Here is a 23187-nt window from a genome sequence, read left to right on the forward strand (position 1 = left end):
ATGGCAGTAGTTGGCGTTGAGCTAACCGAGCTCTGGGATCGAGTCGTCGAGCATGTCTCGGCTGGCGAACCTCAGCATCGCGCATTTTTAGCGATGACTAAGCCCCTAGGTCTTCTACAAAACGAAGGTGGCGCCACCAGTCTCTTGGTCGCAGCGCCCAATGCCTTCGCAAAAGATGTTCTCGAATCCCGACTTCGCACTGTTGTAAACGAAGTGCTGACAAAAGAGCTCGGTGAGAAAGCAAATATCGCAGTGATGGTCGATGAAACTATCGAGCTCGCAGATCTGCCGGCACCAACTGTTGCAATTGAAGCTGCAGCACCACGTCCGGGCACAGGCCGTGAAGATGAAAGTGTTCGCAAATCTGACGAACCATCACAACTTAATGCGCGCTACATCTTTGAAACATTTGTTATCGGTGCATCAAATCGATTCGCACATGCCGCAGCAGTTGCAGTCGCTGAAGCGCCAGCGAAAGCATATAACCCGCTCTTCATCTACGGCGAATCAGGTTTGGGTAAGACTCACTTGCTTCACGCAATTGGTGCATATGCAAAAGAGTTATACGGCAACGTTCGCGTGCGTTACGTTTCCTCTGAAGAATTTACCAACGACTTTATTAACTCAATCCGTGACGATAAAGCAACAGCTTTCCAGCGCCGTTATCGCGACCTTGACATCTTGCTCGTCGATGACATTCAATTCTTAGAGAATAAAGAACGTACCCAGGAAGAGTTCTTCCATACTTTCAATACGCTTTATAACGCTAATAAACAAATAGTTATTTCATCAGACCGCCCACCTAAGCAGTTAACAACTCTTGAAGATCGTTTACGTTCACGATTCGAGTGGGGTTTGATCACAGATATTCAGCCGCCTGAACTTGAAACCCGTATTGCGATTCTTCGTAAGAAAGCTGCGCAAGATAAATTAAACGCACCCGATGATGTTCTTGAATTTATCGCGTCAAAGATTTCTACCAACATCCGCGAGCTCGAAGGTGCGCTGATTCGCGTTACCGCTTTCGCATCACTCAACCGCCAAGTTGTTGATATGGGTCTTGCTGAGATTGTTTTGAAAGATTTGATTCCAAATGAAGTTAACTCTGAAATCACTGCGCCAACGATCATGGCTCAAACCGCGGCGTATTACAGCCTGACTATTGATGACCTTTGCGGAACATCTCGTTCACGCGCGCTGGTAAATGCGCGCCAGATTGCGATGTATCTCTGCCGCGAGCTGACTGAACTTTCCTTGCCGAAGATTGGCCAGACATTTGGCGGACGCGATCACACCACTGTGATGCATGCCGACCGAAAGATCCGCGAGCTCATGGCTGAGCGCCGCTCGATCTACAACCAGGTCAATGAGTTGACCACCCGCATCAAGCAGCAGACTAAATAACCCTAGAAAGCGGTTTTGTCCGTTTTCACCCTCTTTACCCCCAGATGGGGATAACCTGTGGATAACTGTGGATATTGGCGCTATTTATGTGGGTAACCACAGTTGATAAGCACACTAAGAGATCGGAGGGTAGGAATGGCTACAACACCACACATCTTTACCCACAGCTCACTCGGCGTTTCCCACAGCGCTGCACAGGTAAATCAAGGCTCTGACCAGCACTTTTACCTAATTTCCACAGCTTTCCGCCGCGGTTACTACTACTACCTTTATATATACAAATCCCGTTTCCAAGCGGACCGCTTCCACATTAGATTTCCACTACTACAAATCACTTACATGGATCCGAGGGCTACGGCGTGAAATTTACTGTTGATCAAAATTCTCTAACAGATGGAGTGAATTGGGTTTCTCGAAGCCTCTCCACACGCCCTATTAAAACCGAGCTCCTCGGAATCAAGATTGATGCAACCGGTGATGAAGTAATCCTTAGCGGTTCAGATCTAGAAACATCTTCTAAAGCAAACTTTAAAGCAGACATCTTTGAAAAAGGCGCAGTGTTAGTTCCTGGAAAGTTGCTTGCGGAAATCTGCCGCTCACTTCCGAATAAGCCAATCACTATTACTTTGGATGGCTCACGAGTATTAGTGACATCAGGTTCTGCAAAATTTACTCTTCCAACACTGTCACTTTCTGAATACCCAAATCTTCCTGAACTTCCTGAAACAACCGGAACAGTTGCAAGCGATACTTTCGCAACAGCAGTTGCGCAAGTTGCAATCGCTGCCGGCCGCGATGATTCACTTCCAACACTTACTGGTGTTCATGTTGAAATCACTGAAGAGACAATCACTCTTGCTGCAACAGATCGCTACCGTCTTGCAGTCCGCGAATTTAACTGGAACCCAGCAACACCAGGTTTCTCAACATCAGCACTCATGCGCGCTCGCACATTAGCTGATGCTGCTAAATCACTTGTTGGTTCTAAGAATGTTTCACTTTCATTTGCACCTACAACATCAAATGATCGCCTCGCTGGTTTTAGTGGCGATGGTAAAACAATGACCTCGCGTATGTTGGATGGAACATTCCCTCCATACCGCCACCTACTACCAACCGAATCAGTAACTACTGCAGTTGTAGAAGTTGCACCGTTCCTCGACTCTGTTCGCCGCGTCGCGCTCGTTACAGATAAAACTGTTCCACTCCGTCTTGAATTTAAAGATGGTGGTGTTTCACTCGAAGCAGGTGCGGGCGAAGAAGCACAAGCAACTGAAACAATCGACGTGCTACTTAACGGTGAACCAATTTCAATTGCATTTAACCCTGTCTTCTTAGCTGATGGTCTCCAAGCAGTCGGAACACCATTTGTTCAGATCTCATTTACCGGCTCCAACAAACCAGCGATCCTCACTGGCCGCACCGAACCAAACGGCGCATCCATCGAGAACTACCGCTACCTGTTGATGCCTATGCGTTACGCCTCTTAACAAGGCACCCACATGCGCGTAACTCGGCTAGCGCTGACCAATTTCCGCTCCTATAAAAACCTCGAGCTGGAATTTCCCGCTGGCCCCACAACCTTCATTGGCAACAACGGCAGCGGTAAAACAAATATCGCCGAGAGCCTTATCTATCTCGCCTACCTATCTTCACACCGCGTTTCAAATAACCAACCACTGATTTCGTTGGGTGCAGATCAAGCAATCATCCGCGCAGAGATTGAGAGCCAAGGTCGCACACTGCAAGTGGATCTTGAGATCAATGCAAATAAAGCAAACCGCGCACGACTTAATGGCAACCCAGTTAAATCACAGCGCGAAATTTTAGGCGCTCTCCAAATTATCTACTTCTCCCCCGAAGATCTCGATTTAGTTCGTGGCGAACCCACACACCGCCGCGACTTTTTAGACAAATTACTTATTGCTCAATCACCACGCCTTGCTGGAGTTATCTCTGATTACGAGCGCGTTGTAAAACAACGCAACACTTTACTAAAAACCCGCGCTCCGGAAAATGCTTTAGTTCCATGGACAGAACAACTCATTACATATGGAGCACAACTATCGGCTGAGCGAATTAAATTAGTTGATGATTTAAACCCTTATGTCACTGCAAACTACAAGAATCTCAACGAAGTAAAACCCGCATCTATCTCATATAAATCTTCAACAGAAAACTTATCCGCAGACGTTACACACAATGTGGAAATCTTAACTGCCCGCCAAATTGAAGTTGCGCGACAAGAACAAGAACGTGGTGTTTCATTGATCGGCCCACACCGCGACGATCTACATTTACAACTCGGTGACTTTCCTGCAAAAGGTTATGCCAGCCACGGAGAATCCTGGTCGATGGCAATCTCATTGCGTATTGGTTCATATAATTTACTTAAATCAGAAGGCGCAGAACCCGTTTTAATTCTCGACGATATTTTCGCCGAGCTCGACACTGCGCGCCGCCAACAATTAACATCGGTTACACAGATGGCCGAACAAACATTTATTACTGCAGCTGTTGAAAGTGATTTACCCGTCGAGTTACTATCGACCAAGTTCTATGTGACTCCAGGGGAGGCGAAGAGATGAGTAAACGCGATCTCGCCCACGACCTCTTTCAAAGTTATAAAACTGGATTTACTAAAAAGAAGAAGGTCATCGAAGAGCGCACCCAAACCCCTGGTGACCCAACCCTGATTGCCAATGTTCTCAGCGACCTGATCCAACAACGCGACTGGGATTCCGGCCTCGCCGAAGGAACCTTGTTCGCTACCTGGGCTCAAGTCGTCGGCCCTGAAATCGGCCAGCACACCACACCTTTATCCATGCTCGACGGGCGCCTTCTGGTCCAATGCTCATCAACCGCCTGGGCCACCCAACTCAACCTGGTCGGGCCATCGCTGCTCGAGAAGATCCGCTCAAGCGCACCAGGCGCCTTGGTTGAATCCCTCGACTTCATCGGCCCCCAGGCTCCATCCTGGAAGCGCGGCCTGCGCACCATCTCCAACGGGCGCGGCCCCAGGGATACATACGGCTAGAAGGATTTATGTAGCAAGGAAGGCTGAAAGCAAAAGTTGGGCGCGAAGCAACCAGTTTTGCGGAGCCTTCCTGCGGAATAAATCCGCGGCAGCCATAGTTACACCCTATGTAAACCTGAGTCGCCTCGACTCAACTCTTTGCGTAGAATCGACTCAGGTTACGAGCCTCAACCCAGATTGGCTTGAGAGAAGAAACAGATTCAACGAAGGAGCAACACAATGGCTAGAGCAGTCGGAATCGACTTAGGAACAACAAATAGCTGCGTATCAGTACTCGAAGGTGGAGAACCAACGGTTATTGCAAATGCAGAAGGCGCTCGCACAACCCCATCGATCGTCGCATTCGCAAAGAATGGCGAAGTTCTCGTCGGTGAAGTTGCAAAGCGTCAGTCAGTGACAAACGTCGAACGCACAATCCGTTCCGTTAAGCGTCACATGGGTACTAACTGGACGATGGATATCGACGGTAAGAAGTACACACCACAAGAAATTTCAGCGCGCGTTCTACAAAAGTTAAAGCGCGATGCAGAGGCGTATCTCGGCGAGACAGTAACGGATGCTGTAATTACAGTTCCTGCTTACTTCAACGATGCACAACGTCAAGCAACAAAAGAAGCTGGCGAAATCGCGGGCCTCAATGTTCTTCGTATTATCAACGAGCCAACTGCAGCAGCACTTGCATACGGTCTTGATAAAGCAGATCAAGAACAAACAATTCTCGTATTCGACCTTGGTGGCGGAACATTCGACGTTTCACTCCTTGAAATCGGCGACGGTGTTGTAGAAGTTAAAGCAACCAATGGCGATAACAACCTCGGTGGCGATGACTGGGATCAATCACTTGTTGATCACCTTGTAAAGACATTCGGATCTGCAAATGGCATCGACCTTACAAAAGACAAGATGGCGATGCAGCGCATCCGCGAAGCAGCTGAAAAAGCGAAGATCGAACTTTCTTCTTCACAGTCAGCAACAATCAACCTTCCATACATCACAGTTGATTCAGAGAAGAACCCATTGTTCTTGGATGAAACAATTACTCGCGCACAGTTCCAGTCATTGACTGCAGATCTTCTCGAGCGATGCAAGAAGCCATTCCAAGCGGTTCTTAAAGATGCTGGAATTCCAATTGCAAATATTCACTCAGTAGTTCTCGTTGGTGGATCAACTCGTATGCCAGCTGTCGTTGACTTAGTACGTGAACTTACTGGCGGAAAAGAGCCAAATAAGGGCGTAAACCCTGATGAAGTAGTTGCAGTTGGTGCATCACTTCAAGCTGGTGTTCTTAAGGGTGAAGTAAAGGATGTATTGCTTCTCGACGTCACACCACTTTCTCTTGGTATCGAAACCAAGGGTGGAGTAATGACAAAGTTGATCGAGCGCAACACAACTATTCCTACAAAGCGTTCTGAAATCTTTACAACTGCTGATGACAATCAGCCAGCTGTACAGATTCAGGCTTACCAAGGTGAGCGCGAAATGGCTGCATATAACAAGAAGCTCGGAATGTTTGAGCTCACTGGTATCGCACCAGCTCCACGCGGAGTCCCACAAGTTGAAGTAACTTTCGATATCGATGCAAACGGAATCGTTCATGTATCTGCGAAGGATCTTGCAACAGGTAAAGAGCAGGGAATGACCATCACTGGTGGTTCAGCACTTTCTAAAGATGAGATCGCAAAGATGATGGCTGATGCCGAAGCACACGCAAATGAAGATAAGCAGCGTCGTGAAGAAGCAGAAATCCGCAACACAGGTGACTCACTCGTCTACCAGACAGAGAAGTTCCTTACCGATAACGCAGATAAGTTCACCGAAGGTGAAGCTGCAACCAAGAAGGCTGAACTTGATGAAGCACTTGCTGCGCTAAAGACAGATCTTGGTGGAGCTAACTTCGAATCAATTAAGTCAAACACTGAAAAGGTTTCGACAATCTCACAGGCACTCGGTGCACTGATGTATGCAAACGCATCAGCTCAAGCAGAGGGCGCATCAGCAGGATCTGAAGATCATGTTGAAGATGCAGAAGTAATTGACGCGGAAGACGAGGCATAAGTGAGACACAAAAGTGTCGAGCATTTGGAATGGGTGTAAATAGGTGACTACTGAAAACGAAGAGCTAATCGCTACTAATGACGTAGTAACCGAAACTGTGGAAGAAGCGGCTGCACCGGTTCAGGAGACTGACCCGGTTGCAGCGCTCACAGCTGATTTACAACGACTTCAGGCTGAATATGCCAACTACCGCAAACGTGTAGAACGCGATCGCGCAGTTGCTCACGAGCTAGCTATTGGTTCAGTACTTACTGAACTTCTCGCAACCCTCGATGACATCGACCGTGCTGCCGACCACAACGAACTTACAGGCGGCTTCAAGGCTGTTGCAGATCAAATCTCTGCGATCACCAACCGTTTCGGACTCGAAAAGTACGGAACTGAAGGTGAAGAGTTTGATCCTCAGATCCACGAAGCGTTGTTACATGACACATCTGTTGATGTGAAGGTTTCAACTGCATCAAAGATTCTGCAACCTGGATATAAGTACAAAGAACGCATCTTGCGCCCAGCGCGCGTTGCAGTGACGGACCCAGAATAAAAAATGGCCGCTAAAGACCTTTACGAGAAGGACTTCTACAAGATCTTGGGTGTAGATAAGAAAGCATCTGCCGATGAGATTAAGAAGAAGTACCGTTCTTTAGCGCGCGATTTACACCCTGATAAAAACCAAGGTGATACCGCACTCGAAGATAAATTCAAGGCTGTCTCTGAGGCATATGACATCTTGTCTGATTCCAAAAAACGCGCTGAATACGATGAAGCCCGTTCATACTTTGAACGCGGTGGATTCCGTGCACCACAAGGCGGCGGAGGACAGAACTTCCAAGGTGGAGATTTCTCCGACATCTTCGGTGGAGGAAACCCACAAGATATCTTCGCTAATTTATTTGGCGGCGGTGGTCGTCGTGGACCACGTAAAGGTAGCGACTTACAAACTGAAGCAACCATTTCATTTAAAGAAGCAGTCTTCGGTACAACACTGGATTTGAAACTCAACACCGATGGAAATGGACCGCAGACTATTTCTGCGCGCGTTCCTGCTGGTGTAAATGATGGTGCAAAGATTCGTGTTAAAGGAAAAGGTGCACCAGGTGAAGCAGGACCTGGTGATCTCTTCATTGAGCTAGAAGTAAAGCCCCACACTACTTTCTCTCGCAAAGGCGAGAACTTGTTATTAACTCTTCCTGTTACATTTGCAGAAGCAGCGCTCGGTGCAGATATTAAAGTCCCAACGCTTTCTGGTGATGATGTCACTGTGCGTTTAGCTGCAGGGACACCAACTGGCCGAGTGCTTCGCGTTAAAGGTCGCGGTATTAAGAAGGGCGCAATTGTTGGTGACCTACTTGTCACTGTTGAAGTTCAGGTTCCTCGTCGCGTTGAAGGAAAAGCCGAAGAAGCAATCAAGGCATTTGCGGCGGCAACCTCAGATCACGATATCCGTGCAGAGTTTGTAACTAAGGCAAAGTCATGACAAAAGACTTGCCACACGAAGAACATCCTGATGACGATGCAGGACTTTATGTAATTTCAGTTGCTGCAGAACTTTCTGGTCTGCATCCACAAACTCTTCGCCAATATGACCGCTTAGGTTTAGTTTCACCAGATCGCACAGTCGGTCGAAACCGCCGTTATTCACTTCGCGACATCGCATCGCTTCGTATGGTGCAGCGACTTGTCGGCGAAGGAATCAATCACGCCGGCATTAAGCGCATCATCGAACTTGAAACTGCAATGGCAAACATGGCCGTTGAAGTCGCAAAACTACGCATCGAAGTTGATGCACTGATTGAGCAGAACCCACCAAAGGGATTGCCAACACGTAAGAAGTCAGATGTCATTATTTACAAAGAAGAAGATAAGTAGAGATAAGGTCACACCATGAGCGCACGCGAGAATCTAAAGAACGAAATCGTTAAGAAGGCTGTTGTCCACGGCAAAGTTATTTTGTCTTCAGGCAAGGAAGCCGATTACTACGTCGATCTTCGTCGCGTAACTCTTGATCATGTAGCAGCACCTCTTGTTGGCGAAGTAATGCTCGATCTAACAAAAGATCTCGAATACGACGCAGTGGGCGGACTAACTTTGGGCGCAGACCCTGTTGCCACAGCGATGATGCATGTAGCTGCCCGCAACGGTAAAAACATTGATTCTTTTGTAGTTCGTAAGGCTGAAAAGGCACACGGACTTCAGCGCCGCATCGAAGGTCCAGATGTAAAGGGCAAGAAGGTCTTAGCTGTTGAAGATACTTCTACAACAGGCGGATCAGTTCTTACCGCTGTTGAAGCGCTCAAAGAAGCGGGCGCAATTGTTGTTGGCGTTGCAGTTATCGTTGAACGCGGTGCAAAGCAGACGATTCTTAATGCAGGCTATAAGTACTACGCCGCTTACTCGCTCGAAGATTTAGGTCTGTAAGACTTACGAGTGATGCTTGCGAGTACTCCACTCGCGGAAGAATTCGATTGCAACGGGTACAACGCTCACAATAATGATGAGCCCCACAACCGGCAGAAGATACTTATCTACTGAACCTTCCAGCTTTTCACCGAGCAAATAACCAAGACCAATAATTCCTTGTGTCCAGATAATTGCGCCCAAAACATTCCAGAACATAAATTTCTTTGCAGGAACACCAACAATGCCAGCAAGTGGATTAATCAGCGTGCGAACAAATGGAATAAAACGAGCTAACACCAGCGCTTTTCCAGTGCCGTATTTGTTCAACCACTTCTCAGTTGCTTCAACCTTTGATTGCGTGAAGAAGCGACCGTCAGGACGGCTAAATAACTTGCGCCCATATTTTGCACCGAACCAATAACCAACCTGCGAACCAATAACAGCAACGATGGGCGCACCGATAAAGAGCGCAACTGGATCAAGAGATGCTCCACCCAAGATTGCAGCCCCTGAACCAGAGGCGGCCACTCCTGCAATAAAGAGAAGTGAATCGCCAGGGAATGCGAGCCCTACCAACAAACCAGTTTCCGCGAAGATGATTGCCAAGACACCGATAAGCCCAAGGTCGCCAACAATTGAATGGGCATCAAAGAGGTTTGCAGCAATGTTCATGACTCGAGGATAAGGTAACGGCCGTGAATATTCATCCCAATGGCGAGTTAATGAATGAAAAATATCGCCCACAGTTTCATTTCACCCCTATTCGTAATTGGATGAATGACCCCAACGGGTTGCTCTATTACAAAGGTAAATATCACCTATTTTTCCAACATAACCCGCAGGCAAATGTCTGGGGAAATATGTCATGGGGACATGCAGTCAGTAATGATCTTTATTCTTGGCAAGAGTTACCAGTTTCAATTAATTGCACACCAACATCTGGAATCTTTTCTGGAAGTGCTGTAGTTGATTTTGAAAACACATCAGGTTTTGGAACTACAGAGAATCCACCGATTGTTGCTATTTATACAGAACATCAAAATGATGAAAGTAATCAATCACAATGTTTGGCATATAGCGTCGATGAAGGTCTGACATTTACAAAGTACGAAGGTAATCCTGTTCTTGATATCAACCTTCCCAACTTTCGTGATCCAAAGGTAAGTTGGATTGATGGTCAATGGATTATGACTCTGGCGCTTCCACAAGAATTTAAAATCTCTTTCTACTCTTCACCCAACTTAAAAGAGTGGACACACTTAAGCGACTTTGGCCCTGCAGCTGAAGTTGGAGGAATCTGGGAATGCCCGGATTTATTCCAGCTCGGCGATAAGTGGGTCTTGATTGTTTCGCTCAACCCAGGTGGATTCCAGATTGGATCGGGAACTCAATATTTCGTTGGCCAATGGAACGGCAAAGAATTTATCGCAGATGATGTGCAGACACGTTGGATTGATTACGGCCGCGATAACTATGCAGGTGTCACATTCTCTAACGCCCCAGAAAACAAACGAATCTTCTTAGGTTGGATGAGCAACTGGGATTACGCAGTCAAAGTTCCAACCGATCCATGGCGAAGTGCGATGACAGTTCCGCGCGAACTTTCACTAAAAGGAAATACTCTGGTGCAGACACCGATTGAAAAACCAGGTGGCTTCCCAGAAGTTTCATTTACAACAAGTTCTGGTGCAATCCGTATTCATGAAACCCCAGATCGTTTTGCCGAAATCGGCGTTCGCAACGGAAAGATTTATGCCGATACATCCAATGCCTGGAATGAAATAGCAGCGCCACTGGCGCAAGAAGTCCCCGCACCAACGAGCGAGGTCGACTTCAGAGTCATTGTGGATCGGGGCTCAATCGAGGTTTTTGCCGCTGGTTCCACCGTCTGTTTCACAAACCTTGTGCTTGTTGATACTTCGCTGCACTATGTCGAAACAATTGGCGAAGTGAATAACCTTAAATTGCAGCAGTTGTATCGCGAACAACAAGGCTAAGCGGAACCAAAATATTCTTATGCTCACTTACTGGGTGAGCGATTTCAGAGATAGCTGCAGCTGCAGCAACTTGTCCTTCAAATTGAGGCGGCTGCGCAACGGTTGTTAAACCCACATACTGTGCAATCAAGTGATCATCAAAGCCAATCACTGACATATCTTCAGGAACGCGCAAGCCTTTCTTGCGAATAGCTTTCAGCGCGCCGAATGCCATTTCATCAGAATGACAGAAGAGCGCTGTCGGCAACTTCTTCCTCTGCAAGAAAGCTTCCATAGCAATCTCTGCGGTGTAGATATTAAAGTCGCCACGGATTTCAAAATCAGGATTCCATTCAGCGCCAACTTCATTGAGCACTTCAATAAAACCTTTGGTGCGATTATCTGAGACATCAAAGTTATAAGCAGTTTCGCGCTGGCCAGATAGAACCGCAATCTCGCGATGACCTAAATCAGTTAAGTGTTTTGTTGCTACGCGCCCACCCATCACATCATCGATTGCAACGCTTGTACATCCTTCATGAATAAATCCAATTGTTGTAATGGGTATTCCCAAACTAAGAAGTGATTCAAACTCTTCATCTGTCGGCGGCATACTTACAACAATTAACGCATCAACTTTTCCGCGCAACTGCTTATGTTGAAAAATTCTCTGTCGCGCTTCAACTTGAGAAAAGTTATATAGAAGTAGATCCATTCCAGCTTCGCGCAAACTCTGTTCAATTCCATTAATCGCTTCAGCAAAGTACCAACGAGATATATACGGAGCGATGACACCGATTCGATTTGTGCGTTGAATAAGTTCGCGTGGAATTAAATCTGATCGCAACGGATAATTAAGTTCCATTGCAGCTGCAACAATCTTTGATCGCGTAACTTCATTAACGTGGTGCAGACCTCGAAGCGCGCGAGAAACCGTGGCTGGTGAAACCCCAGCCTTTTCGGCGATCTCGACGACTCCAGCCATCTGCCCACCCCTTCGCTTGCCGACTGCAAATTCCTGCAAAACCTCTGCAAAAGGTACCCCCGAGACCCCCTTTTTAGATAGCCCACCCCCGCACTTTGAGCGTAGAAACCAGCGCCCCGCACCGTTTATAACGCTTTTATTACCTTCCGCCCCGCGCGCTAGCGACCTGCGAACGATTAGCAATACCGTTGCCTCACGTTCGCGGCTCAAGGCCTGTCCCCATAGCCGCTACACCCTCAATAGAAAAGGTATCCACATGCTAAAGAAAAAGGGTCTACTTGTTGGAGCTGCAGTTGCAGTTCTATCACTCGTAGCAACTACTTTCACAGCAACATCAGCATCAGCTGCTGGCTGTGACGAATATTCAAAGTGGAAGGGCACAGGAACAGTAAAGATTTTCGCTGGTATCCGTGATCCTGAAGCAACAACAATGGAAAAGATTTTCGCTGAGTTCACAAAGTGCACAGGCATCAAGATTGCTTACGAAGGCACAGACCAGTTCGAAACTCTTCTCCCAGTACGCGTTAAGGGCGGAAACGCACCTGACCTCGCAATCATTCCTCAGCCAGGTTTGGTAGCAACAATGGTCGCAACAGGTAAGGCTGTCCCAATTTCAGCTGCAACTCGCGCAAACCTTTCTAACTACTACAACCCAGCTTGGGCATCATTCACAACAATCAACGGACGTATCTACGGTGCACCATTCGGCGCATCTTCAAAGTCACTCGTTTGGTACTCACCAGCACAGTTCAAGAAGCTTGGCGTTTCAATTCCAGATACATGGAAGGAAATGGAAGCAGTAGCTACCAAGTTCGAAAAGGCTGGAGCTAACCCATGGTGTGCAGGAATCGAGTCAGGTGCAGCTACAGGTTGGCCAGCAACTGACTGGATCGAGCAGATGGTTCTTCGCGAACAGGGTCCAAAGAAGTACAACCAGTGGTGGCAAGGCAAGCTCAAGTTCTCATCACCAGAAATTCTTGGTGCAATGAACAAGGTAGCTGCTTGGCTCGGAACTAAGGACCAGGTCGGTGACCTCAAGTCTGTAGCAACACGTAAGTTCCAGGATGCAGGCGTTCCAGGACTTAAGAACGGTACTTGCGGCATGTTGCAGCAGGCATCTTTCTACTCATCAATGTTCCCAGCAGGAACAACATTCGGTCCTGCAGGTGACGCAGATGCGTTCTACCTCCCACCAACAAACTCTAAGTTTGGTAAGCCAATCATGGGTGGCGGAGAGTTCCCAGTCGCATTCTCAAAGAAGAAGGAAGTTGGATTCGTCCAGGATTACCTATCTTCACCTGTATACGGCATTGAGCGCGCGAAGGCAGGCGGATGGACATCAGCTAACACTGGTATCCCACTATCTTCATACTCAGATCCAGTTCTTAAGGTTGTCGCAGCACAGCTTCAGAACAAGTCTGGCGCAATCGTGTTCGACGCATCTGACTTGATGCCAACTGCAGTAAACGGTGCTTTCTGGAAGGAAATGACCAAGTTCTACGCAGAAGGTAAGTCAATGAAGGAAGTTGCATCTTCAATCGACGCTAACTGGTAATTAATTACCAATAGCTCATTGCAGTTAAGCAATAAGAAGTAAAGATGCCGGGGTCCACACCTTGTGGGCCCCGGTCTCTTCTTAGATAATCACCACCTAATAAAAAATATTTACCGAGCTGAAAGGATGTAAACGAAAATGACATGGTCAAGTTTGCTCAACAGCTCTGGTCCGAAAATTCTTCAGATCCTCGCAGTGCTCGCTATCTTCTTCGGTTTCTACGGAGTCGCATTTGCAGCTGGAGCACGCGTTCAAGGCAAGAAGCAAAATATTCTTGCACTCTCACTCTTCTTAGTACCTGCACTAATCCTTGCCGCTATCGGTCTTGGAATTCCTGCAATTCAAACTTTTATCGAATCATTTAAAAACGCTGACTCATCACAATGGGTTGGCTTTGCAAACTACACACGCGCTTTCCAGGATCCAGACATCCTCCTTGCATTCCGTAACACCATGCTCTGGATCATCATCTCGCCAATTGTCGTAACAGCACTTGGCTTGGGTCTTGCAACAATGCTTAACAAGATGAAGCGCGAAGCACTCGCTAAGTCACTGATCTTTATGCCGATGGCAATCTCATTCGTTGGTGGTTCACTTATCTGGAACTTGATGTACCAATATCAAGAACCAGAGATGAATCAGACTGGTCTTGTTGGCCAGCTCATGAAGTCACTTGGAATTCCTCTGCAGCACCTTCTGTTGTGGTCACCATGGAACAACTTGTTCCTTATGGCCGTTTACGTATGGGGAACAACCGGCTTCGGCATGGTGATCTTGTCTGCGGCTATTAAGAACATTCCTTCTGATATCGAAGAAGCAGCCCAGCTCGATGGCGCTTCCGGATTCACACTCTTCCGCACAGTCACAGTGCCAATGGTCAAAACCACCATCATCGTTGTTCTTACAACTGCGATGGTTGGCACGCTCAAGCTCTTCGACGTCATCCACACAATGACCGGCGGAAACTTCAAGACCGACGTGCTTTCCAACCGTATGTTCGACGAGCACTTCGTCTATCTCAACAACGGCCGCGGATCTACGCTCGCAATCTTGATCTTCTTGGGCGTTTTACCTATTACTTACTACAACATCCGCTCTATTCGCGCAGAACGGAAGCACTAACCATGGCCAAGCTATCTTTGAAGAAGAACAAGCCGCTCCTAGCCGAGCACGGCACCAAGCCATTCACCTCACCAATCGCATCAGCGGTTGTAACCGTGATTGCGCTTTTGTGGACAGTTCCAACTCTTGGACTTGTCGTTACATCTTTCCGCACCAAGGAAGACATTCTCTCTTCAGGTTGGTGGACATCATTTAGCAATCCAACATTTACTCTCGACAACTTCCGCGCAGTTCTGCTTACAGGTGGCGGTTCACTCGGCTCAGAAGGAATGATTCCTTTTGCAGTGAACTCACTTGCAATCACAATTCCTGCAGTTGTTCTCTCTGTTGGTTTCGGACTCATGGCTGCATACGCACTTGCCTGGATCCCATTCCGCTTTAGCAACCAAGTCTTCTACTCACTCTTTGCGTTGCAAGGTGTTCCACTACAGCTTTCACTCTTGCCGCTTCTTACATTCTTCGCAACTGGTGTTCAAATCGGTGGAACACAAATCATTCCACCACTTGGAATCGTCGGAACTTTGGCTGCAGTCTGGTTCCCACACGTAATGTTCGGTCTTCCACTTGTTACATACTTACTTCACAACTTCGTTTCAGCACTTCCTCGCGAACTTCTTGAAGCAGCGCGCGTCGATGGTGCAAACCACTTCGAAGTCTTCCGCAAGATTGTTCTTCCACTTTCACTTCCTGCAGTTGCATCGATTGCAATCTTCCAGTTCCTATGGATCTGGAATGACTTGCTCGTAGCCCTTGTATTCGCAGGCGGAACAGATGACGTAGCTCCACTCACACTTCACCTTGCAAACCTTGGTGGTTCACTCGGTTCTAAGTGGGAGAACGTAGCTCCTGCAGCGTTGTTCTCGATCATCATTCCGTTGATCGTCTTCTTCTCACTACAGCGCTACTTCGTCCGCGGACTCCTTGCAGGTTCTGTTAAGTCTTAATGTCGGGGCGCAAAGCCTTCAGTTATTGGGCAGGGGTTCCTCGTTAACTCTTAAATATCGGAACCATTTGTTCTAATCGTGTCCGCATAGAAGTAACCAGAATCCTTAATAGTGCGCTTCTGTGTATCGAAATCAACGTGCACAATTCCAAAACGCTTCTCGTATCCCAGCGCCCATTCGAAGTTATCCATCAGTGACCACTCGTAATAACCCTTAAGTGGCGCACCTTCTGCGATTGCTTCGGCAAGGGCAGCAAGGTGAGCTTGTAAGTAATTCACACGACGTTGATCATGGCACTTTCCATCAGCACTAATTCCTTCATCAAATGCTGCGCCATTTTCGGTGATGTAAAGATCAGGAAGCGCACTTCCATATTCTTTATGCCAACGCACCAAGAGATCCCTAATACCTTCTGGAGTTTGTGGCCAACCCATATCGGTTAGATCTCCAGGTGCTGCTTCATCGATATCGAGTTCAAAGAGTCCGGCGATTGAATGCCACTGCATTGGCTCACCCTTTGATGCATGAATGAAGTTATCGAAGTAGTAATTAATTCCAATAAAATCATTCTTCACTGTTGCTGATTCAAGGTCGCCCGGCTTAATGACTGCACCGAGTTCGTCACCGAACTCATCGAGCAAGATTTGTGGGTATTTACCCTTCATAAATGCATCCATCCAGAATGTATTCAAGTGGGCATCACTTACTTCGTATGCATGGCGCTGAACTGGATCATTCATATCATCTGCACGGAAGTTGGTCTGGTTTAGTACCGGACCAGTCAAAATATCGCTACGCACTGCGCGCATTGCATTCGTTGATGCAACATGTGCCAAGACGGTGTGGTGCGCTGCCGCAAAGGCAGATTTACGATCCTTCACACCTGGTGCGTGAATTCCAATTCCATAGCCAAGCCATGAAACTACCCACGGTTCGTTAATCGGTGTCCACTTCTTTACGCGATCACCAAAGTGTTCAACAACGGCAGTTGAGTAATCCGCAAACGCCTTAACGATGTCGCGGTTAGTCCAGCCACCCTTATCTTGCAGAGTTTGTGGCAAATCCCAGTGATACAAAGTTGCCAGCGGTTCGATTCCTGCTTCAAGCAACGCATCGATTAATCGATCGTAGAAAGCAAAGCCACGTTCTTCGCGCACGCCATCGCCGTTGGGAAACATACGAGGCCATGCGAACGAGAATCGGTAGGACTTAAGACCAAGTTCCTTCATCAGCGCGATATCTTCGAGATAGCGGTGATAGTGATCATTGGCGACGTCTCCTGTATCGCCGTTGGCTACCTTGCCCGGCGTCTTACAGAATGTGTCCCAGATCGATAGCCCGCGGCCATCTTCATAAGCTGCGCCCTCGATTTGATAGCTGGAGGTCGCAGCGCCCCAGATAAAGTCCTTTGGAAATGTGGCCATGGGTTGAGCGTACTTTCACATGTAATAAATATGTATAGATTTGCTAAAAAGCCCCCTCCAGACCCTAAACTTCGCAGAGCCTGCGCGCCTCTCCCTCAACTTGGGGCGCCCTGACTCTCCAATGGAGGAGAAAACATGACAGCTTCTGCTGCCCTATCGACCGTGCAAGTGACCGGCTCCAATCTCAACATCACCTATGTGGTTCTTGCAGTTGCGCTCGGCGCACTCGGAATCGCCTTCGCTCTTCGCCAGCAAGTCTTGGCAGCAAGCGATGGAACAGACAAGATGCGCGAGATCGCTGAAGCTGTCCAAGAAGGCGCTGCGGCATACCTTGCCCGCCAGTTCCGCACACTTTCATATTTCGTAGGAATCGTCTTCTTCCTCCTACTCGCACTCCCAGCTGACACCACCGCACTTCGCGTTGGTCGCTCTGTCTTCTTCCTCCTTGGCGCAGGTTTCTCTGCACTCGTTGGATATAACGGCATGTGGCTCGCAGTACGCGCAAACGTTCGCGTCGCAGAAGCTGCTCGTCAGAAGGATGGCAGCAAGGCTGTTCAAATCGCATTCCGCACAGGCGGCGTTGTCGGTATGACAACTGTTGGTCTCGGACTTGTTGGTGCATCCCTCGTTGTAATTCTCTTCCGCGAGAACGCACCAGTTGTTCTCGAAGGTTTCGGTTTCGGTGCTGCAATGCTCGCGATGTTTATGCGCGTCGGCGGCGGTATCTTCACAAAGGCAGCTGACGTCGGAGCAGACCTCGTCGGTAAAGTTGAAAAAGGTATTCCAGAAGATGACCCACGTAACCCTGCAACAATTGCAGATAACGTCGGCGATAACGTCGGTGACTGCGCTGGTATGGCTGCAGACCTCTTCGAGTCATATGCAGTAACACTTGTTGCAGCACTCATCTTGGGTAAGGCCGCATTCGGTAACGAAGGCCTTATCTACCCACTGATTGTTCCTGCAATCGGAATCATCACAGCAGTTATCGGAATCTTCGCAACTCGTTTGCGTTCAACAGATAAGTCAGCAATGAGCGCAATTAACCGCTCATTCTTTATGTCAGCAATTATCTCTGCGGGTCTTACCGGTCTTGCAACATTTACTTACCTTCCAGGTAAGTTCAATTTGCTTACAAACTACTCACCAACAGTTCTCGAAGAAGCTGGCAATATCAACCCACGCGTTCTCGCATTTGGTGCAGTAATCATCGGAATCGTTCTTGCAGCTGCAATTCAGGTACTTACAGGCTTCTTTACTGAAACCGGCAAGCGCCCTGTAAACGATGTAGCAGCTTCATCTCAGACAGGTGCAGCAACTGTAATTCTCGCTGGTATCTCAGTCGGTTTCGAATCAGCTGTTTACTCAGCACTTCTTATCGCTGCAGCAGTATTCGGTGCATTCTTGCTCGGTGGCGGATCAGTTGTCTTGTCACTCTTCGCAATCGCACTCGCAGGTACTGGATTGCTTACAACAGTAGGCGTCATCGTTGCGATGGATACATTCGGCCCAATCTCAGATAACGCACAAGGCATTGCAGAAATGTCAGGCGACGTTAAGGGTGAAGGCGCACAGATTCTTACTTCACTTGATGCAGTTGGTAATACAACTAAGGCAATCACTAAGGGAATCGCAATCGCGACAGCTGTTCTTGCAGCAACTGCGTTGTTCGGCGCATTCACCGATGCAATCAAGGAAGCAGTTATCAAGGCAGTTGGCGAAGGCACAACAGTTGCTCTCGAATACCAAGGGGTTCTTGATATCGCATCCCCTCGCAACCTCGTCGGTTTGATTATCGGTGCAGCAGTTGTATTCCTCTTCTCAGGACTTGCAATCAACGCAGTATCACGCGCAGCTGGTGCAGTTGTTGTTGAAGTTCGTAATCAGTTCAAGCTTCACCCAGGAATCATGAAGGGCACAGAAAAGCCTGAGTACGGTCGCGTTGTCGATATCTGTACTCGCGATTCACTACGTGAACTTGTCACTCCAGGACTTCTTGCAGTGATGGCTCCAATCGCAGTCGGCTTCGGTCTCGGCGTTGGCGCACTCGGTGCATACCTTGCAGGTGCAATCGGCACAGGTACTTTGATGGCTGTCTTCCTCTCTAACTCAGGTGGAGCTTGGGATAACGCAAAGAAGATGGTTGAAGATGGACACCACGGTGGCAAGGGCACAGATGCCCACGCAGCAACAGTTGTTGGTGACACTGTCGGAGATCCATTTAAGGACACTGCCGGCCCTGCAATCAACCCACTTATCAAGGTGATGAACCTTGTTGGTCTCTTGATTACACCTGCGATTGTTAGCTTCGCACTTCCAACACAATCAACAAAGTCACTGCTCATCGCAGCGGTTGCAGTTGTTGTGATTATCGGAGCTCTTATTCGTAACCGTCGTCAATCGACAACTATCGACTACTAATACGGACGGAAATTCAGGTAATCAATAGTGCAATTCTTCCCTAGTCACCATTGTGTCCACCCGAAGTAGTTATGGCAAAAGATCTCAAGAAGCTGGTGATTGTTGAATCACCAGCGAAGGCACGCAAAATTGGCGGCTACCTCGGCGATGGTTTTATCGTCGAGGCTAGCGTCGGTCATATTCGCGACTTGCCACAGCGCGCAGCTGATATCCCTAAAGAGGTAAAGAAGCTCGCCTGGTCTAAAGAGGGCGTCGATATCGAAAACGATTTCGCACCTTTATATGTCATCAACCCCGACAAAAAGGCGAAAGTTGCCGAGCTTAAGGAGTTGATGAAGGACGCTGAAGAGATCCTTCTTGCAACTGACGAAGACCGCGAAGGCGAAGCAATCGCATGGCACCTCGTTGAAGTATTACAACCAAAAATTCCCATTAAGCGCATGGTCTTTAACGAGATCACTGAAGAAGCAATCAAGGCAGCCGTTGAAAACACTCGCGACCTTGATTACAACCTCATTGATGCGCAAGAAACTCGTCGCGTACTAGATCGTCTCTACGGATACCGACTTTCACCGGTTCTCTGGAAGAAAGTTATGCCGCGCATTTCAGCAGGGCGCGTGCAATCTGTTGCAACCCGCCTCATCGTTGAAAAAGAACGCGAACGCATGGCCTTCATCTCATCTTCTTGGTGGGATCTCAATGCAAAGACAGAGCTTGGCTTTACTGCATGCCTGCTTTCAGTAGATGGCAAGAAAGTAGCCTCTACCGCTGACTTCGGAGCTGATGGCGCAGTCAAGGAAAAGTCACTGAAAGACATTCTCTTACTTGATGAAAAACAAGCAACAGCGCTCACTGAATCGCTAAAGAACACTCCACTAACAGTTAAGTCGATGGAAGAAAGTCCACGCACTGAACGCCCTAAGCCACCATTTACAACATCAACAATGCAACAAGATGCTGGTTCACGTCTTGGTTGGGGCGCACAAATCACGATGCGTATTGCACAGCGCTTGTACGAAAACGGTTACATCACCTACATGCGTACCGACTCAATCAACTTATCCGACCAAGCAATTAAGGCTGCACGCGCTGCCGCAACATCGCTCTACGGAAAAGATCACGTCTACGAAACTGCACGCCTCTATCAAGGTAAATCTAAGAACGCGCAAGAAGCGCACGAAGCGATTCGCCCAGCAGGAGATGTCTTTAAGACACCAGGTGAGCTAGCACCAGAACTTTCTCGCGATGAATTTGCGTTGTATGACCTCATCTGGAAGCGCACTGTTGCTTCCCAGATGGCTGATGCCAAGAAGATGCAGATGCGCGTTGACTTTGACGCGCAAACTGCAGATAAGAAAGAAACAATCTTCCGCGCAAATGGTTCTGTCATTACATTCCCTGGCTTCTTAGCCGCATACGATGACATCGCAACTGATGAGAACAATGATGAAGAATCCGAAGACCGCCGCTTACCTGCAATGACCGTTGGTCAATCAGTTAAGGTCGATGAATATTCTTGCGAAGGCCATGACACCAAACCTCCTGCGCGCTACACCGAACCAACTCTCGTTAAGAAACTAGAAGAACTCGGTATCGGCCGCCCATCAACATTCGCATCAATCATTCAAACTATTCAAGACCGCGGCTATGTCTATAAGCGCGGTCGCGCACTGGTTCCAACCTTCCTCGCATTCTCAGTAACTGGCTTGCTCGAAACCCACTTCACCAAGCTCGTGGATTATGACTTCACAGCATCAATGGAAGAAGATCTCGACAAGATTGCTTCCGGTGAAGCAGGCCGCGTCGATTGGCTCCGCGATTTTTATTACGGCGTCGATGGCCAACCAGGGCTTAACGAACTCGCACTCGACCTCGGTGTTATCGATGCACGCGCTACCAACACAATGAATTTATCTGACACCATCGAAATCCGTGTTGGCCGCTACGGTGCGTACTTACAAGAGAACATCCCAGATCAAGATCGCAAACTTGCCAACATTCCTGAAAACCTTGCACCCGATGAACTCACTCTTGAAAAAGCAATCGAACTACTTGCAGCTCCATCGGGAGAACGAGAACTCGGTGTAGACCCAAAGACAAACTTCGAAGTTGTTGCAAAGTCAGGACGATTCGGTCCATACATCACCGAGATCTTCCCTGAAGAACCTGTCGAGCTTAACGACAAGGGTGAACCAAAGAAGAAGCGCAAGAAAGCTGATGCGCCAAAGCCAAAGACCGCATCCCTGCTCTCCACAATGAACCTCGACACCATCACACTCGATGATGCACTCAAACTCTTATCTCTTCCTCGCGTACTTGGCACCAACAGCGCAGGCGATGAAATCACCGTGCAGAACGGCCGCTATGGTCCGTACTTAAAGGCCGGCGCAGATTCACGCACACTCACATCTGAAGATCAACTCTTCTCCATCAATCTCGATGAAGCACTCGAAATTTACTCAAAGCCAAAGGAACGCCGCCGTGGTGTTGCAAAGCCACCACTGAAAGAACTCGGTGTTGATCCCGGCAGTGAAAAACAAGTCATTATCAAAGATGGTCGCTTCGGTATGTATGTCACCGATGGTGAAACCAATGCAACGCTTCGTCGCGGTGACACCCTTGAAGCAATGACTCTCGAGCGCGGACTCGAACTCCTTGCAGGCCGCCGCGCATGGGAAGCAGAAAATGGCCCATCACCTAAGAAGTCCCGCAAGAAGGCAGCAAAGGTAAAGCCAGGAGACGCTGCCCCAACACTTACAAAGAACACCGTAAAGAAGGCAGCAACAAAGAAGAAAGCTGCCAAGAAAGCCACAGGAAAAGCGAAGAAGGCTTAACTACTTCGCCAAGTAGACTCCACTCATGACTCAAGAGACGTGGTTACTTACCGGAGGCGCTGGATACATCGGCACACATATCGCTGATGAATTCATCCGCAACGGCAAGAACGTCGTCATCTATGACTCGCTCTACCAGGGCCTTGAATCCCGCATCGTTTACCTGCGCGCAAAGCACAACGTCGAGATCCCACTGATCAAAGCTGATATCCGCGATTACAACGAGATTGAAAACGTAATCCGCACCCACAAGATTGATGGCATCGTCCACACCGCAGCACTCAAAGCCGTGGGTGAATCTATGGAAAAGCCAGATGAGTACTTCGAAGTAAACCTCGATGCCACAACAGAACTTCTTGAAATCGCGAAGCGCAACGGCGTTAAGAAATTTATCTTCTCATCCACTGCAGCTGTCTACGGCAGCCCAGATTCAATGGACCCTTGCAAAGAAGATGGCGATAAGAAACCAATCTCTCCTTACGGTGACTCTAAGTACCAAGCAGAATCCAAAGTCACCGACTTCATCAACACTGACGGAAACCACGGAACATCACTTCGTTTCTTCAACGTCGTAGGAGCCGCAGCCCCAGAACTTCTCGATAACTCAGTTGAAAACCTTGTCCCTATCGTTCTTGGCAAACTCAACAAGGGTGAGGCACCAACAATCTTCGGAACCGATTACCCAACACCTGATGGCACATGTATCCGCGACTACGTCGATGTCCGCGATATCGCCCGCGCACATTTAGCTGCCGCAAATGCCACCACTAAACTTCCACCTGCAATGAATATTGGCACTGGCCGCGGCGCATCAGTACGTGAAATCATCAAGCTCGTACTTGAAGCGACCAACAAGGCCGATACCAAGGTCAATGAAGTCGAACGTCGCGCTGGCGACCCAGCCTTCTTGTGCGCAGATATCAACCTCGCCAAGTCAGCGATGGCCTTTACCTCGCAATACTCTCTCGAAGAGAGCGTCCGCAGCCTCTTTTAGCCCTTTCTAGGCGTATCAGCTGCGCCCGATAGACTCACT

At 48.2% G+C, this 23187-nt stretch carries 19 protein-coding genes; 16 read left to right on the plus strand and 3 right to left on the minus strand.

Translation table 11 applies throughout. The features are described 5' to 3' along the window. The 9 genes from dnaA to pyrE all read left to right on the plus strand — a co-directional run bounded on the left by dnaA (window position 1) and on the right by pyrE (window position 8911). Window positions 1–1404 carry a chromosomal replication initiator protein DnaA gene (dnaA, locus tag AC8GFK_RS00005; RefSeq protein WP_506625194.1) on the plus strand — a complete coding sequence of 468 codons (1404 nt, stop codon included), beginning with the start codon at window positions 1–3 and terminating at the stop codon, window positions 1402–1404. Between the two features lie 359 nt (window positions 1405–1763). Next, the gene (dnaN, locus tag AC8GFK_RS00010) at window positions 1764–2894 is read left to right on the plus strand and encodes a DNA polymerase III subunit beta (protein WP_506625195.1); all 1131 of its coding nucleotides are present in this window, start codon (window positions 1764–1766) and stop codon (window positions 2892–2894) included. A gap of 12 nt (window positions 2895–2906) precedes the next feature. Beyond that, window positions 2907–3992 (plus strand): DNA replication/repair protein RecF, encoded by a 1086-nt coding sequence (gene recF / locus AC8GFK_RS00015; protein ID WP_506625196.1) that lies wholly within the window; start codon window positions 2907–2909, stop codon window positions 3990–3992. Further along, window positions 3989–4441, plus strand: a complete 453-nt coding sequence (locus AC8GFK_RS00020) for a DciA family protein (protein WP_506625197.1) — start codon at window positions 3989–3991, stop codon at window positions 4439–4441. The genes recF and AC8GFK_RS00020 overlap by 4 nt, the downstream gene beginning before the upstream one ends. A 219-nt stretch (window positions 4442–4660) precedes the next feature. Next, window positions 4661–6496 (plus strand): molecular chaperone DnaK, encoded by a 1836-nt coding sequence (gene dnaK / locus AC8GFK_RS00025; RefSeq protein ID WP_506625198.1) that lies wholly within the window; start codon window positions 4661–4663, stop codon window positions 6494–6496. A 43-nt stretch (window positions 6497–6539) separates the two neighbouring features. Continuing rightward, window positions 6540–7037 (plus strand): nucleotide exchange factor GrpE, encoded by a 498-nt coding sequence (gene grpE, locus AC8GFK_RS00030; protein WP_506625199.1) that lies wholly within the window; start codon window positions 6540–6542, stop codon window positions 7035–7037. A gap of 3 nt (window positions 7038–7040) precedes the next feature. Continuing rightward, window positions 7041–7970 (plus strand): DnaJ C-terminal domain-containing protein, encoded by a 930-nt coding sequence (locus AC8GFK_RS00035; protein WP_506625200.1) that lies wholly within the window; start codon window positions 7041–7043, stop codon window positions 7968–7970. Beyond that, complete coding sequence (locus AC8GFK_RS00040) at window positions 7967–8362, plus strand: heat shock protein transcriptional repressor HspR (RefSeq protein ID WP_506625201.1); 396 nt, start codon at window positions 7967–7969, stop codon at window positions 8360–8362. Before AC8GFK_RS00035 ends, AC8GFK_RS00040 begins: the two co-directional genes overlap by 4 nt. A gap of 15 nt (window positions 8363–8377) precedes the next feature. Next, window positions 8378–8911 (plus strand): orotate phosphoribosyltransferase, encoded by a 534-nt coding sequence (gene pyrE, locus AC8GFK_RS00045; protein WP_506625202.1) that lies wholly within the window; start codon window positions 8378–8380, stop codon window positions 8909–8911. A 3-nt stretch (window positions 8912–8914) separates the two neighbouring features. On the opposite strand, the gene AC8GFK_RS00050 is transcribed toward pyrE, so the two are convergent. After that, window positions 8915–9565: a DedA family protein gene (locus tag AC8GFK_RS00050; RefSeq protein WP_095672936.1), complete on the minus strand. Its 651-nt coding sequence runs from the start codon at window positions 9563–9565 to the stop codon at window positions 8915–8917. A 23-nt stretch (window positions 9566–9588) separates the two neighbouring features. Here AC8GFK_RS00050 and AC8GFK_RS00055 point away from each other — a divergent pair, with 23 nt between their 5' ends. Continuing rightward, on the plus strand, window positions 9589–10890 hold the full coding sequence (locus AC8GFK_RS00055; protein WP_506625203.1) for a glycoside hydrolase family 32 protein: 1302 nt from the start codon (window positions 9589–9591) through the stop codon (window positions 10888–10890). Here the strand turns inward: AC8GFK_RS00055 and AC8GFK_RS00060 are convergent. Then, complete coding sequence (locus tag AC8GFK_RS00060; protein ID WP_506625204.1) at window positions 10853–11854, minus strand: LacI family DNA-binding transcriptional regulator; 1002 nt, start codon at window positions 11852–11854, stop codon at window positions 10853–10855. The two genes, AC8GFK_RS00055 and AC8GFK_RS00060, sit on opposite strands and share 38 nt — an antisense overlap. A gap of 256 nt (window positions 11855–12110) precedes the next feature. On the opposite strand from AC8GFK_RS00060, the gene AC8GFK_RS00065 reads away from it, so the two are divergent. The 3 genes from AC8GFK_RS00065 to AC8GFK_RS00075 all read left to right on the plus strand — a co-directional run bounded on the left by AC8GFK_RS00065 (window position 12111) and on the right by AC8GFK_RS00075 (window position 15475). Continuing rightward, a complete protein-coding gene (locus AC8GFK_RS00065) occupies window positions 12111–13409 on the plus strand; it encodes an ABC transporter substrate-binding protein (protein ID WP_506625205.1) in 1299 nt (432 codons plus the stop codon). Window positions 13410–13547: 138 nt separating this feature from the next. Then, window positions 13548–14531, plus strand: a complete 984-nt coding sequence (locus AC8GFK_RS00070; protein WP_506625206.1) for a carbohydrate ABC transporter permease — start codon at window positions 13548–13550, stop codon at window positions 14529–14531. Between the two features lie 2 nt (window positions 14532–14533). Beyond that, window positions 14534–15475, plus strand: a complete 942-nt coding sequence (locus AC8GFK_RS00075; RefSeq protein ID WP_506625207.1) for a carbohydrate ABC transporter permease — start codon at window positions 14534–14536, stop codon at window positions 15473–15475. A gap of 50 nt (window positions 15476–15525) precedes the next feature. Here AC8GFK_RS00075 and AC8GFK_RS00080 read toward each other — a convergent pair whose 3' ends face one another. After that, complete coding sequence (locus AC8GFK_RS00080) at window positions 15526–16899, minus strand: GH1 family beta-glucosidase (protein WP_506625208.1); 1374 nt, start codon at window positions 16897–16899, stop codon at window positions 15526–15528. 135 nt (window positions 16900–17034) lie between these two features. Here AC8GFK_RS00080 and AC8GFK_RS00085 point away from each other — a divergent pair, with 135 nt between their 5' ends. From AC8GFK_RS00085 to galE, 3 genes are all read left to right on the plus strand, one after another. After that, on the plus strand, window positions 17035–19320 hold the full coding sequence (locus AC8GFK_RS00085; RefSeq protein WP_506625209.1) for a sodium-translocating pyrophosphatase: 2286 nt from the start codon (window positions 17035–17037) through the stop codon (window positions 19318–19320). Window positions 19321–19391: 71 nt separating this feature from the next. Beyond that, window positions 19392–22154 (plus strand): type I DNA topoisomerase, encoded by a 2763-nt coding sequence (topA, locus tag AC8GFK_RS00090; protein WP_506625210.1) that lies wholly within the window; start codon window positions 19392–19394, stop codon window positions 22152–22154. Window positions 22155–22179: 25 nt separating this feature from the next. Further along, a complete protein-coding gene (gene galE, locus AC8GFK_RS00095) occupies window positions 22180–23148 on the plus strand; it encodes a UDP-glucose 4-epimerase GalE (protein WP_506625211.1) in 969 nt (322 codons plus the stop codon). The last annotated feature ends 39 nt before the right edge of the window (window positions 23149–23187 follow it).

The sequence above is a fragment of the Planktophila turicensis (SeqCode) genome, from assembly GCF_965234405.1.
In the GTDB taxonomy this organism is placed as follows: Bacteria; Actinomycetota; Actinomycetes; order Nanopelagicales; family Nanopelagicaceae; genus Planktophila; species Planktophila turicensis.